12 protein-coding genes are annotated in these 13,004 nt (G+C 49.7%); 8 read left to right on the top strand and 4 right to left on the bottom strand.

Annotation, left to right across the window (positions count from 1 at the left end; all coding sequences use genetic code 11):
• Positions 1-14: 14 nt before the first annotated feature.
• Complete coding sequence (gene lipA, locus KOG47_RS00990; protein WP_324292278.1) at positions 15-950, bottom strand: lipoyl synthase; 936 nt, start codon at positions 948-950, stop codon at positions 15-17.
• Positions 951-1,238: 288 nt separating this feature from the next.
• On the opposite strand from lipA, the gene KOG47_RS00995 reads away from it, so the two are divergent.
• Positions 1,239-3,188, top strand: a complete 1,950-nt coding sequence (locus tag KOG47_RS00995; RefSeq protein ID WP_214690413.1) for a glycoside hydrolase family 3 protein — start codon at positions 1,239-1,241, stop codon at positions 3,186-3,188.
• 41 nt (positions 3,189-3,229) lie between these two features.
• On the opposite strand, the gene KOG47_RS01000 is transcribed toward KOG47_RS00995, so the two are convergent.
• Both KOG47_RS01000 and KOG47_RS01005 read right to left on the bottom strand, forming a co-directional pair.
• Positions 3,230-4,075, bottom strand: coding sequence for a DegV family protein (locus KOG47_RS01000; RefSeq protein WP_159563021.1), 846 nt, complete (start codon positions 4,073-4,075; stop codon positions 3,230-3,232).
• An 8-nt stretch (positions 4,076-4,083) separates the two neighbouring features.
• A complete protein-coding gene (locus KOG47_RS01005) occupies positions 4,084-4,932 on the bottom strand; it encodes a lipoate--protein ligase family protein (protein WP_159563020.1) in 849 nt (282 codons plus the stop codon).
• Between the two features lie 101 nt (positions 4,933-5,033).
• Here KOG47_RS01005 and KOG47_RS01010 point away from each other — a divergent pair, with 101 nt between their 5' ends.
• Entirely contained in the window at positions 5,034-6,329 is a 1,296-nt protein-coding gene (locus KOG47_RS01010) for an HD domain-containing protein (protein ID WP_159563019.1), read from the top strand.
• 22 nt (positions 6,330-6,351) lie between these two features.
• On the top strand, positions 6,352-7,938 hold the full coding sequence (locus KOG47_RS01015; RefSeq protein WP_214690414.1) for a Na/Pi cotransporter family protein: 1,587 nt from the start codon (positions 6,352-6,354) through the stop codon (positions 7,936-7,938).
• 39 nt (positions 7,939-7,977) lie between these two features.
• Here KOG47_RS01015 and KOG47_RS01020 read toward each other — a convergent pair whose 3' ends face one another.
• Positions 7,978-8,166 carry a 2-hydroxymuconate tautomerase gene (locus KOG47_RS01020; RefSeq protein WP_012727443.1) on the bottom strand — a complete coding sequence of 63 codons (189 nt, stop codon included), beginning with the start codon at positions 8,164-8,166 and terminating at the stop codon, positions 7,978-7,980.
• 147 nt (positions 8,167-8,313) lie between these two features.
• Between KOG47_RS01020 and ypfJ the strand changes: the two genes are divergently transcribed.
• The 5 genes from ypfJ (at position 8,314) to KOG47_RS01045 (ending at position 12,957) form a co-directional block, all read left to right on the top strand.
• Positions 8,314-9,168: a KPN_02809 family neutral zinc metallopeptidase gene (ypfJ, locus tag KOG47_RS01025; RefSeq protein ID WP_031422139.1), complete on the top strand. Its 855-nt coding sequence runs from the start codon at positions 8,314-8,316 to the stop codon at positions 9,166-9,168.
• Positions 9,169-9,262: 94 nt separating this feature from the next.
• Positions 9,263-10,111, top strand: coding sequence for a MurR/RpiR family transcriptional regulator (locus KOG47_RS01030; RefSeq protein ID WP_031422140.1), 849 nt, complete (start codon positions 9,263-9,265; stop codon positions 10,109-10,111).
• A complete protein-coding gene (locus KOG47_RS01035) occupies positions 10,108-10,575 on the top strand; it encodes a GNAT family N-acetyltransferase (RefSeq protein ID WP_215243615.1) in 468 nt (155 codons plus the stop codon). Before KOG47_RS01030 ends, KOG47_RS01035 begins: the two co-directional genes overlap by 4 nt.
• 101 nt (positions 10,576-10,676) lie before the next feature.
• Positions 10,677-11,570, top strand: coding sequence for an N-acetylmuramic acid 6-phosphate etherase (gene murQ / locus KOG47_RS01040; RefSeq protein ID WP_215243616.1), 894 nt, complete (start codon positions 10,677-10,679; stop codon positions 11,568-11,570).
• Positions 11,571-11,583: 13 nt separating this feature from the next.
• Complete coding sequence (locus tag KOG47_RS01045) at positions 11,584-12,957, top strand: PTS transporter subunit EIIC (protein ID WP_031422144.1); 1,374 nt, start codon at positions 11,584-11,586, stop codon at positions 12,955-12,957.
• Positions 12,958-13,004: the final 47 nt, after the last annotated feature.

Raw genomic sequence — 13,004 nt, forward strand, 5'->3', positions numbered from 1 at the left:
CTCTCTTCTTTCTGTTAGTCGATTGGCAACATCGTGTGGCGACGCGCCTTGTGTACTTGTTCATCCGCGTGGTATGACGAACGGACGAGTGGACCTGCCTCACAATGTGAGAATCCTTTTGATAGAGCAATCTCTTTCAACTCGGCGAACTCGTCCGGATGGTAGTAACGTTCCACCTCGAGGTGTTTCTTCGTCGGCTGCAAGTATTGACCGAGCGTTAAGATGTCGACGTTGTGCGCGCGGAGGTCATCCATCGCTTCAATCAATTCCTCTTTCGTCTCCCCAAGCCCAACCATGATCGATGACTTCGTCGGGATATCCGGGTTCAATTCTTTCGAACGCTTCAAGAACTCGAGCGTGCGGTCATATGTTGCTTTCGCACGGACTCTCGGTGTGAGGCGACGGACTGTCTCTAAGTTATGGTTCATGATGTCAGGACCCGCATCGATCAACGTCTGCAAGGCAGAGAAGTCACCCATCATGTCTGACGGGAGCACCTCAATCGATGTCTCCGGGTTCATGGCGCGAACCGCGCGAACCGTTTCTGCGAAGACAGTAGCCCCGTAATCGTTCAAGTCGTCACGCGCGACAGCCGTGATGACGACGTGTTTCAAGTTCATAAGTCGAACCGATTCGGCGACACGCTTTGGCTCTTCCCAATCGAGCTCGTTCGGTTTCCCAGTCGTGACGGCACAAAAACGGCAAGCACGTGTACAGATACTTCCAAGAATCATGAAGGTCGCGGTCCGACGTACCGCCCAACATTCATGAATGTTCGGACATTTCGCTTCCTCACATACCGTATGTAAATTTTTCTCGCGCATCATCTTCTTTAGGCCGGTATACGTATCATTCGTGTTTAATTTAATCTTTAACCATTCCGGCTTACGTTTCAGTTCCCCTCTTGCCACAATAATTTCCCCCTTTTTGAAAGTTAACCTGTATCGAATTGAGTTTACCAAAAAACGAATCAAAAACGAACCACAGAAATTATTGGTTTTGCCAATACAGTTCACTGTGTATCAAAACAGAAACATTGTTTCAAAATGGTTACGCTTTCACTTGAACAATTGTTTCTAAAAAGTGGAGTTGCTATACTGTTGTTGACCACCTGAATAAGGACCAAATGTAACTGATGCGATCAGGCATGGGGTGAACGAGCGTTGATGAGGCAACGCTTCTTCCTCCATGCCTTTTCGTTTGGGGGTCAGCCAAATTTGACTAAGGGGAGTGGGAACATGAACAAGGCACTGAATTGGACGGCAACACTCGGATTGACGACGGCATTGCTCGTCTCGTCGGTTCCAGCAGCAGACGCGGTCGTGGCGGAAGGGACGCCGACGATGTCGATTGACCAGCGCGTCAACACGAAGCTAGAGTCGATGACGCTCGAACAAAAAATCGGGCAGATGATCATGCCGGACTTCCGATTATGGAACGGGGCGAACCATACATCTCTTGCACCGGAAGTGGCGCGTGTCATCGATCGTTTCGATCTCGGTGGAGTGATATTGTTTGCGGAGAACGTGAAGGAAACGGAACAGACGACGAAACTCGTTCATGATTTGCAAGAAGTCGTGAAACAAGATGCCAGCAATGATGTCCCGTTATTCGTCACGATCGACCAAGAAGGTGGGATTGTGACACGACTTGGGACGGGAACGAATTTACCGGGGAATATGGCACTCGGGGCCACACGTAACAGTCAATATGCCTATGATGCAGGGAAAATCATCGGTTCTGAATTGAACGCACTCGGGGTAAACGTGAACTTCGGACCGGTACTTGACGTCAACAACAATCCGGGGAATCCGGTCATCGGCGTCCGTTCGTTCTCGAGCGACCCTGAACTAGTCGGGGAACTCGGTTCCGCGATGACACAAGGTATTCAAGACCAAGGTGTTGCAGCAACGGCGAAACATTTCCCAGGTCATGGCGATACGGCCGTCGACTCGCATTATGGGTTACCGGTTGTCGATAAATCACTCGACGAGTTGCGTGGTCTCGAGTTGTTACCGTTCAAACGTGCCATCACAGAAGGAATCGACATGATCATGACGGCGCATATCGGGATGCCACAAATCGAGGACGAGGTCGTCGAATCAGAACGCGGCACGTTCCCACTCCCGGCGACGCTTTCGGATGATGTCATCACGGGAGTGCTTCGTGAGGAACTTGGATATGAAGGAATAGTGGTGACCGACGCACTCAACATGCAAGCCATCGCAGACAATTTTACGGAAGCAGAGGCGGTCATCAAGACGTTCGAAGCAGGGGTCGACATCGCGCTCATGCCGACGATTTTACGCTCGGAAGCAGATGTGATCAAACTCGAAGCAATCTTTGAGGAAGTCATTGCGGCAGTGAAGGATGGACGTTTATCGGAGGCGACCATCGATGAATCAGTGGAACGCATTTTAAAACTGAAAGCAGAGCGTGGAATTTGGGGAGAAACGACGGACTCCACGACGCTCGAGATGAAGCTCGCAGAAGCGAATGCGACGGTAGGGAGCGCTGAGCATAAAGCGAAGGAACGTGAAATCGCGGAGGCGGCAGTCACTCTCGTGAAGAACGAGAAGAAGACGCTCCCATTCAAACCGAAAAAAGGAGACACGGTGCTCGTCTTGTCGCCAGCGAAAGACCAAACGGATAGCATGGTGAAAACAATCAAGTCACTAGAAAAGAATGCAGGGAATATGAAAGACGTGAACGTCATCACGGCCAACTACTCAGCATCAACGCCGCATCTAGATCAAAATCCGGCACTACGGCAACAAGTTGAGGCGGCTGACTATATCATCGTCGGTTCGAACGTGAACAACAGCGCGAAATTAAAACCGACATCAGCTGATCATTATGTACCGGCCGAAGTGTTCCGTTATGCAAATGAGACAGGGAAACAATCGGTTTTACTCAGTTTGCGCAACCCATACGACATTGCCGTTCAACCGGATGCCCCCGCACATCTCTTAATCTATGGATTCAAAGGCGATCCGAACGGTCCAGATTCGGAGGCGGGCAACTTGAAGTCGGCTGGTCCGAACTTACCGGCAGGCATTCGTGCCATCTTCGGTGAAGTGAAGCCACAAGGGAAGTTGCCGGTAGATGTACCGAAATTTGTGGACGGTGTATTCCAAGACGAAAATTACGCGCAGTTCGGTGATGGATTTAAAAACTGGAATCGCTAAACGAAAATGAGCTCGCCCAAAAATCGGGAGAGCTCATTTTTTCATGCCTCGAAATAGGCGATGACGAGTAGACCGGGACCGGTGTGGGCACCGATGGCAGACCCGACCAGTGTCTTCGTGATGTGCTTCGGTTCGAGATGTTCGCGGACCATCTTCTCGAACTGTTCGGCTTTTTCTAGGTCGTCACCATGACCGATGAAGAGGTCTCCGTTCTCGACGATCGACTTCGATTCGACTGTCCATTCGACCATCCGGCGCATGACCTTTTTATGACCACGCACCTTTTCAATCGGGACGAGCTTGCCGTCCTCGACCGTCAATAACGGTAAAATCGTCAACAAGTCTCCGATGAAAGCACTCGCCTTCGAGACACGTCCGCCCCGCATCAAATATTCGAGCGATTCGACCGTGAACAAGTGGCGGACTTTGCCGACGAGCGAAGTGGCATACTCGACCGTTTCTTCATACGTATGGTCTTGACTATACGCTGCGACCGTTTTGACGAACAATGCCTGTCCGACAGAGGCGGTCCGTGTATCGAGAACCGTGAATGTACTGTCTGGATATTCCTCTTTCAACATTTCGCCGACCATGACAGCGGTTTGGTATGTACCGGAGAGTTCTCCGGAGAAAGCGAGATATAAGAACGGGATTCCAGCCTCGAGATGCTGACGGAAGCAGTGTTCGATTCGTGACGCCTCGATTTGGAACGTCTTTGGCGTCTTGCCATGCCGCATCGCTTCGTATACTTCTTTTGGTTGAATCGTCTCACCGTCTAAAAATTCTTCGTTGTCGATGATGACACCGAGCGGTAAAATCTCAAGACCGTATTCGATGATTTGATCGTGTGTCAAATCGGCCCCGGTGTCTGTGATCAGTTTAAACATTGGATGAATCACTCCTCTGTTAGTTGTTGTTCAATGTCGCGTAACGGTTCATTCCGTTTCCACATGCGTTCGAGCTGACTTGAGAACATTGTTTGCTCGTCTGCCGTCAGTGTCGCGTTTTGGAGCGAACTGACAGTGGAAAGAACGCGGTAGGCTCGAGTGAGGACATCTTGCACGGTAAGCGGGATTCCAAGCAAGTCTTCAAGCGAAGCCATCGTTTCCGGTACAATGGTAGGGTACGTGAACTTTGTCACTTCTCCTTGAATGGCAAGGTTGTAAAAGTCACGGATGATTTCAGCACGTGCGCTCCCGCTCTGTCTTACGCTCAAGTAAATTTGAACGGCGACACCGCCACGGACGCGTCGTTGCGAAATCCCAGCGAACTTTTTGCCGTCGATCGACAAGTCGAAACTTCCAGGACAGTATGAGCCGACGACTTCACCTGGGACGATGTCATTCGTGACGTCTTGGAACATGTGTTGGATGAGCGAGGTCATAGCCTCATAGCCGCTGTCGATTTGAATCCCGTCCTTCTCTGGTAAAATTAAAGAAAGGTTGAGGACGTCATCGTCTAGCACCACGGCTAAACCGCCTGAGTTTCGGACGACGGGACGGAATCCATGTTCATGTAAGTAACGAATTCCCTCTTTCAAATGAGGCAGCCGAGCATCCTGGATTCCGAGTACAATCGTATCGGTGTGCACCCATGCCCGCAAGACGGCACCTCGTTCTTGCGTTGACGCACATAACGTATCATCGGTCGCAAACGATTGTTCCGCTTGAAACATCGTGCCAAGACTCGACTGATCGATGATGCGATAGCTCGGTTGTCGTAATAATGGATGGATCATATTCATTAATTCCTTTTCACAAAAAATTTTCCTCCTCATTATAGCATGGAGGGAACGATTCGTTTGAAGTCGAATCTAGAACATAACGAAACGTAGGAGGGCATGTCATGTACTCGTCTCGAGGACAACTATCTGGATCGAAAGTATTTAAGGATCCGGTACATCGATATATTTATGTTTACGATCACCTCATTTGGGAGTTGATCAATACGAAAGAATTTCAGCGTTTGCGTCGTATCAAACAACTTGGAACGTCTTTTTTGACATTTCATGGCGCGGAGCACACGCGATTTCATCACTCGCTCGGCGTATATGAAATCGCACGCCAGTTAATCGATCAGTTCCAACAGTATCCGGAATGGGACGACCGCGACCGTGAACTACTGTTGGCAGCAGCGCTCTTGCACGATGTCGGACACGGTCCATTCTCGCACGCGTTCGAGCACGTCTTTTCCGTTCGTCATGAAGTGTGGACGGAGCGCATCATTTTAGGGGAAACCGAAGTAAATAGGGTTTTATCTGAGATGGGTGTCGGGTTTGCCGAAGAAGTGGCCTCCATCATCAATAAGACGCATCCGAATCGCTTGATTGTCAATATGCTCAGCTCACAGCTTGATGTCGACCGGATGGACTATTTGTTACGCGACGCTCACTTTGCGGGTGTCAGTTATGGAAAGTTTGATTTAGAACGCATGTTGCGCGTCTTGCGTCCGGATGAAGACCAAGTCGTGGTCAAGCAGTCTGGGATGCATACGATTGAAGACTATATTATGCGTCGCTATCAAATGTATTGGCAAGTGTACCTTCATCCGGCGACACGGTCGAGCGATCTCCTCTTGAAAGCGATTCTTGAGCGGGCACAGGAGCTCTATGAGAGTGGCTATGAGTTTAACATGACGCCGAAACACTTTTTGCCGATCTTTGAACGCACCGGTATGTCACTCGAACAATATTTGAAATTGGATGAGACGGTCGTCTACTTCTATTTCCAAGAATGGATGGAAGAAGACGACGCGATTCTAGCCGATTTGGCGAGTCGATTCGTGAATCGCCGATTATTAAAATATAAGAACTTCCCGGAAGCGAATCGTGTCCGTTATATGGAGCGCTTGCGACAGACGATGGAGACGATCGGGCTTCCACCAACATACTATCTGCTTGAAGATCAATTGAGTCAATTGCCATACGATTTATATAAAGGACAAGGCAAATACGAGGGGATTTATCTACAGATGAATGACGGGGAGCGAAAAGAGATTTCAGAGGTCTCGATGCTCGTCCAGTCGATTTTGAACTCGAGACAATCGGATGAAAAAATTTATTATCCGGAAGATGTGTTGTTGAATTTAAAAGATTATGCGAATGAAAAATCGTGGATTTTATCGACATTGAAGGACGATTAAACACGCAAAGGGGCGTGACACGATGGAGATTGCGACACTGATTGGTGGAATCGGGATTTTTTTACTCGGGATGACGTTACTGACAGATACGCTCAAAAAATGGGCTGGTACACGATTGCGTCATCGGTTGAATCAATTCACCGACGGCTCTTTGTCAGGGGCGACTCTCGGCGCAATGCTGACGACCCTGTTTCAATCTTCCTCGGTGACGACACTGATGACGATTGGGTTTGTGAGCGCGGGGCTTCTCACGTTCACGCAATCGTTACCTCTCGTAATTGGCGCAAACGTAGGCAGCGCGACGACGGGATGGATCATTGCCATCCTCGGCTATAACTTAGACGTGCGCCAGTTGTTTTTGCCGATCATTGGAATCGGGATGGCGTTTCGTCTATCCAGTCCGCGCCTTCGCCGTGTGGGACTGTTGCTCGTCAGTATCGGGTTGATCTTTGTTGGGATTGGGACACTTCAAGAAGCGATGCGGGATGTCGTCACGTTCTCGTTTGGCTCGGCCGGTGAGATGACCGTTCTGCATCAGGCACTTCTGATTGGAATCGGATTTATGATGACCGCCGTCCTTCAGTCATCGACGATTGGACTCGTGCTAACGATGACGGCTCTCGCGACGGCGGCGATTTCACTCCCGCAAGCCGCTTATTTGGTGCTTGGTCAAAGTGCGGGGACGAGCCTCGTCGTGGCACTCGGTTCAATCGGAGGCTGGAAGTCAGCCCGACGCATTGTATTGGGGCATGCCATCTACCACGTGTCAATCGTCCTCATTGGATGGCTGACGTTCCCTGTTCTCTTCGAGGTCGTCAATCGAGTAGCCGATTGGTTCAACTGGAACGACTTATTACGTCTCGCCTTATTCCATACGACATTCCATCTACTAGGTGTGATCTTATTCCTACCATTTTATCAAACGTTCGCACGGCGATTACTGAAGTGGATTCCGAGTCGCTCCGAAAAATTGACACATCTGCTCGATAAAAACATGTCACAACTCCCTACGGTCGCTCTTGAAGCGGCACGACGCTCTTTACTTGAAATCGAACGATATTTAGGAAATGAGACGGAATTGCTTGTCCGAGAGGGACGTCTTCGTGAAGATGAATTGACGCTCGTCGACAAGACGTTGAGCGATGTCCGTGTCTTTTTGAGCACGATACGTCTTGAAGATGAAGGAAAGCAAAATGATTATGGCCAACATCTATCCCTCTTGCATACGATCGATCATCTGGAACGCTGGTTATATGTCTTGCGAGAAGTCGAACCGGTCCACGCACTTCGGGACACCGACTTTTTAGCGGCACGAGAACTCGTATTGCATGAGCTTGACCTTGTGAATCAACTGAATCATCATACGCCACCAGAGGATTCGAAGCTGTGGAAACAGGCCTCAAAACAACTGGCGGAATATCGAAAAGCACATCGCTCGGAGCTGCTAGAAGAAACGGCGGCGAATCAGTTGGAGATGGACCAGACGATACAAAAAGTACAAGTATTGCTCTGGCTCGACCGTATCGGCTACCACATCTGGCGAGCGACACGTCACTTGATTAAGCCGACCGTACCGAGTGAACGGTTCGACGTGAACCGAGAAGACTAGAACAAAAAACGGACTCCATATCAGGAGTCCGTTCGTCACTTACTTCTTATCTGCGTGCATTACACCGGCTTGTCCGTAATGTGTCGCATCCATCTCTTCGATGAAGACGGTGATGTTTTCTTTTGGCGCATTCGTCGTTTCGGAGACGGCATCCGTCACTTTTTCAATCAACGCGCGTTTTTGTTCCACGGTACGGCCCGGGAGCATTTTTACAGTTACATAAGGCATGGTCATTCCTCCTTTGCTGAAGTCTCTTTCATTGTAGAGAATCCCCTTCCTCTAGAAAAGAAAATTCTCATCTACCTCGAAACATGAGCTCACTTTTACCGGATTTGGGGTAATAAACAAGACAGAGCGAATGTAGGAGGAATCGGGATGAAGTGGAAAGGAAGACAACAGAGCCGGAACGTCGAGGATCGACGTGGGCGTAGCATCGGAGGGAAAGGGATTGCCGGGGTCGGAGGCGGTCTTGGGTTGATACTCGTCATCGTCTTTACATTATTGAACGGGGGAAGCCCGACCGATCTCGTCAACAATATCGGACTCGGGGAACCTCAATCGGAGGGGACGTATACCGGAACGGCTCGTGAAGAGGAGATGGCAGATTTCGTAGCGGTTGTCTTAAAGGATACGGAAGAAGTGTGGACAGACATCTTCGCTGAAAATGGGATGACCTATGAAGAGCCGACGCTCGTCCTATTTTCCGGACAGGTTGAATCCGCTTGTGGTATTGCGGGCTCCGCTGTGGGTCCGTTCTATTGTCCCGGCGACCAAAAACTGTATATCGATTTGAGTTTTTATGATGAATTGAGTCAACGTTTCAATGCACCAGGGGATTTCGCGATGGCTTATGTTGTCGCCCATGAGGTCGGGCATCATGTCCAAACGCTTCTCGGGACGACAGAAGAAATCATGCCGCTTCGTAACGAGATGAGCGAGACCGAATTCAATCGCTATCTCGTACGCTTCGAGTTGCAGGCAGATTACTATGCGGGCGTATGGGCCCATCACGCGCAAGGGTTAGGGTATCTTGAAGCGGGAGACGTGGAAGAAGCGATGAATGCCGCGCATCAGATTGGCGATGACACGCTGCAGCGTCAGGCACGTGGATATGTGACACCAGACTCGTTCACGCATGGGACGTCGGAACAACGCATGCGGTGGTTCGAGAGAGGGTTTGAGAACGGATCGATTCAAGGTGGCGACACGTTCAATACGAACAACTTATAGATCGGGCGCCTGCTCGATCTTTTTAGGTGATTGGAATATGTGGAAGGAATCCGCTATCATAAAAGAACAACAGTTGCAGGAAGGGGATGACCAAATGGAATCCTTACTTACGAAAATTGATTTAGCGAAAGAGGATATGACAGCGGTCGAAAAGAAGATCGCCGACTATATTTTGTCCCATTCAACACTCATTCCAAACATGACGACAAAAGAGCTTGCGCAAAAGACGGATGTATCCGAGGCGAGTATCGTTCGCTTCGCTCGAGTCGTCGGAATTGATAGTTTTAAAGCGTTCAAGCTCGCGCTCGTGAAAGACTTGGCTGTCACGGAGACGACGCTGACGGACTTTAACGTCCTCCAGCAAAAAGACACGCCGTATGACTCGTTCCAAAAAGTCATCCATGTGAACAAGGCGGCAATCGAGGCGTGCGCCGAAGCGATGGATAAACGAGAACTTGAACATGCAGTGGACCTGTTCGCTCGCGCGAACCGCGTCATCTTTTACGGGGTCGGGGGGTCTTCGACTGCGGCAATCGATGCGCAATATAAGTTTACGAAGCTGGGATATGCGGCCACGACCTCTCCCGATTTTCATTATATGTTGTCGCTGATCCCGCATTTAGGAAAGTCTGATGTATTCGTCGCAATCAGCACGTCAGGACGAACGAAAGATGTGCTCGAGCTCGTCCGATTTGCGAAAAAGAAACGTGTTCCGGTCATCGCCATCACTAACCTCGACAAATCACCGCTTTACCGAGAAGCGGACGTTCGACTCTGTACACCGAACGTCGAGAGCGACTTCCGAATCGCGAGCATCGCCTCACGGATGACACAATTGACGATTGTCGATACGTTATATATGGGACTCCTCCACCGGAAGGGAGAAGGGTTGATTGATCGGTACGCAGAAGCCCGTGATGAGATGGTGAAACTACGCCGATGATTCAACCTTATACGGCTGAAGATCGTCAAGAATTGCAACGCTTTTTGATGGACCAGCGCACATTCGCAAGATTGAATGAACAGACAGTCGAGATGTTTCGTGACGAGAACGTGGCAGATTTTGAAGAAGAAGGTACCATTAGCCTGATTTTTCGTGAAGAAGAGCGAATCGTGGCAATCGCCGACCTCTTAAAAAAACATCCGATCGATGGCTCGCTTTGGCTTGGTTTGTTCGTTGTCGAAGAATCTCTCCATGGGACAGGTTTGGCGCAAACGTTGTATGAACAATTGGAAGACCAATATATGGGCCCGTATCAAATGGAGTTTCGGTTAGGCGTGCTTCCTCATAATGTTAGAGCTCGCCGATTTTGGGAGCGAAACGGATACGTGTATGAGAAGGATTCGATCACGAATAAAGGAACACGCGTGCACGTCTTGAAAAAACGACTCATTCGTTCAGAGTGAGTTTTTCTTTAAAGTTTATTTGAAATTAAATTTCATAAAAATTAAATTATAAATTGACTTTAAATTTCAATATAGTACGATGAAATCATAGAGAAGAAAGGATGGTGGCGATGCTAGATAAACTGGCTACAGAAAGACGGAATGAACGAACGATGCACCTGGACGAGATGTCGATTGAGGAACGATTGGCGATTATGAATGCAGAGGATCATAAAGTTCCTCAAGTGATTCAAGAGCAACTTCCGGTCATCACAAAAGTCGTGGAGCGAGTCATCGCATCCTTTCGTAAAGGCGGTCGCCTGATTTATATCGGTGCGGGCACGAGTGGACGTTTAGGGATTTTAGACGCAGCGGAGTGTGTGCCAACTTTTGGAGTATCACCCCATCAAGTCATCGGACTGATTGCCGGCGGCGAACGCGCGCTCATTCAAGCCGTTGAGGGAGCAGAAGACAGTAAGGAATTGGCGGTCACAGATTTGAAAGCGCTTCATTTGACGGCAGAGGATACGGTCGTTGGGATTGCAGCGAGCGGTCGAACGCCATATGTGGTCGGAGGTCTCGATTACGCACGAGAACTCGGTGCCACAACAGCTTCAATTTCATGTAATCGCGATGCGGTCATCAGTCGACATGCGGATTACCCGATTGAAGTGGAAACGGGACCGGAAGTACTGACCGGTTCAACGAGATTGAAGGCGGGAACAGCACAGAAACTTGTCCTCAACATGATTTCGACGACGTCGATGATTGGAGTAGGGAAAGTGTATCAAAACTTGATGGTTGATGTGCAACCGACGAATGAAAAGCTAGAAGTGCGTGCCAAGCGGATGATTGCAGAAGCGACAGGGGTCGACATGGAAATGGCCGCGCGTTATTTTGCTTCATCCAAGGGGCACGTCAAAACGGCGATTGTCATGATTTTAGCGGACGTCTCTTATGAGGAGGCTGTCAAACGATTAGAGCGCGCGAACGGATTCGTCCGCGAGGCGCTATAAGGGGGAAATCGAGATGAAGAAAGAAGAGGTTTTAGCACGGGATATCCTCGCACATGTCGGGGGGAAAGAGAACATCCGTCAACTCGCGCATTGTATGACACGTGTTCGACTGACGCTGAAAGATGGAACGAAGGCAGACATTGACGCATTGAAAAAGATTGACGGGGTCATGGGTGTCATCAATGATGAGACGCTGCAAATCGTCGTCGGCCCAGGTACTGTGAATCGGGTCGCGGATTATATGAGTCATGAGACAGGGCTCGCAATCGGGGAAGAGTCGGTTGATGCGAACCTGACGTTAGAGGAGCGTGCGGCAATCGAACGCAAGAAGGTGAAAGAAAAACAAAAGTCACCGTTCAAACGATTTCTTCGTCGCCTCGGGAATATCTTCATTCCGCTCATTCCGGGACTTGTCGCATCGGGGATCATTAACGGGGCAGCGAACTTTGCCGTCAACGCCGGCGTCGACCGGACGGAGACATGGATGCAGATTCTACTCGTGCTCGGTAGCACGGTCTTCGCGTACTTAGCCATCCTTGTCGGTTGGAACACGGCAAAAGAGTTTGGAGGAACGCCGGTACTCGGGGCGATTGCCGGGGGGATCCTGTTCAACCCGCTTCTCGCGGACATCGTCATTTATGGGGAGCCGCTCGTCGTCGGGCGTGGTGGATTATTCGGTGTTATTTTTGCCGGTTGGCTCATGACGTATATCGAGAAGCACATTCGTCGCTTCATGCCGGTATCCATTGATATTATTTTCACACCACTCTTTACAGTCTTGATCGTTGGATTTACTGCTTTATATGCAATAATGCCGGTCGCTGGCGTATTGTCAGACGGTATCATGCGAGGAATCAATGCGACGCTTGAATTCGGGGGACCTGTCGCAGGGGCACTCTTGGCCGGATTCTTCTTACCGCTTGTCATGGTCGGATTGCATCACGGTTTGACGCCAATCCATTTGGAACTGTTGAACACGGTCGGAACAACGGCCCTTCTCCCAATCTTGGCGATGGCCGGGGCGGGTCAAGTCGGTGCAGCGCTTGCGATCTTTGTGAAGACGCGCAACCCACGCCTTCGCAATATTATCAAAGGGGCCATTCCGGTAGGTTTCCTTGGAATCGGGGAACCGCTCCTGTATGGTGTCACGCTTCCGCTCGGACGGCCTTTCTTGACAGCGTGTCTCGGGGCCGCGGTCGGTGGTGCCTTCCAAGCGACAATGAAGACAGCGGCGCTCGGGGTTGGTGTTTCCGGTCTATCGCTCACACCATTGATTGATAATGGCATGTATTTGACGTACATTGCCGGACTATTGATTTCATATACGGCAGGCTTCCTGTTTACTTATTTCTTCGGTTTCAAAGAAGAGATGGCAGACGGGATTTAATAAAAAAAGATGGCTCCAGTCGAGTCATCTTTTTCTCTACTTTTGGA

It is taken from the genome of Exiguobacterium sp. s121 (genome assembly GCF_018617245.1).
GTDB lineage: Bacteria > Bacillota > Bacilli > Exiguobacteriales > Exiguobacteriaceae > Exiguobacterium > Exiguobacterium profundum.

Bases quoted from the DNA above. Each gene is read 5' to 3' on its own strand.
- KOG47_RS00995 (WP_214690413.1), top strand. From the start codon at position 1,239: ATGAACAAGGCACTGAATTGGACGGCAACACTCGGATTGACGACGGCA.
- KOG47_RS01000 (WP_159563021.1), bottom strand. From the start codon at position 4,075: ATGTTTAAACTGATCACAGACACCGGGGCCGATTTGACACACGATCAA.
- KOG47_RS01005 (WP_159563020.1), bottom strand. From the start codon at position 4,932: ATGAATATGATCCATCCATTATTACGACAACCGAGCTATCGCATCATC.
- KOG47_RS01010 (WP_159563019.1), top strand. From the start codon at position 5,034: ATGTACTCGTCTCGAGGACAACTATCTGGATCGAAAGTATTTAAGGAT.
- KOG47_RS01015 (WP_214690414.1), top strand. From the start codon at position 6,352: ATGGAGATTGCGACACTGATTGGTGGAATCGGGATTTTTTTACTCGGG.
- KOG47_RS01020 (WP_012727443.1), bottom strand. From the start codon at position 8,166: ATGCCTTATGTAACTGTAAAAATGCTCCCGGGCCGTACCGTGGAACAA.
- ypfJ (WP_031422139.1), top strand. From the start codon at position 8,314: ATGAAGTGGAAAGGAAGACAACAGAGCCGGAACGTCGAGGATCGACGT.
- KOG47_RS01030 (WP_031422140.1), top strand. From the start codon at position 9,263: ATGGAATCCTTACTTACGAAAATTGATTTAGCGAAAGAGGATATGACA.
- KOG47_RS01035 (WP_215243615.1), top strand. From the start codon at position 10,108: ATGATTCAACCTTATACGGCTGAAGATCGTCAAGAATTGCAACGCTTT.
- murQ (WP_215243616.1), top strand. From the start codon at position 10,677: ATGGTGGCGATGCTAGATAAACTGGCTACAGAAAGACGGAATGAACGA.
- KOG47_RS01045 (WP_031422144.1), top strand. From the start codon at position 11,584: ATGAAGAAAGAAGAGGTTTTAGCACGGGATATCCTCGCACATGTCGGG.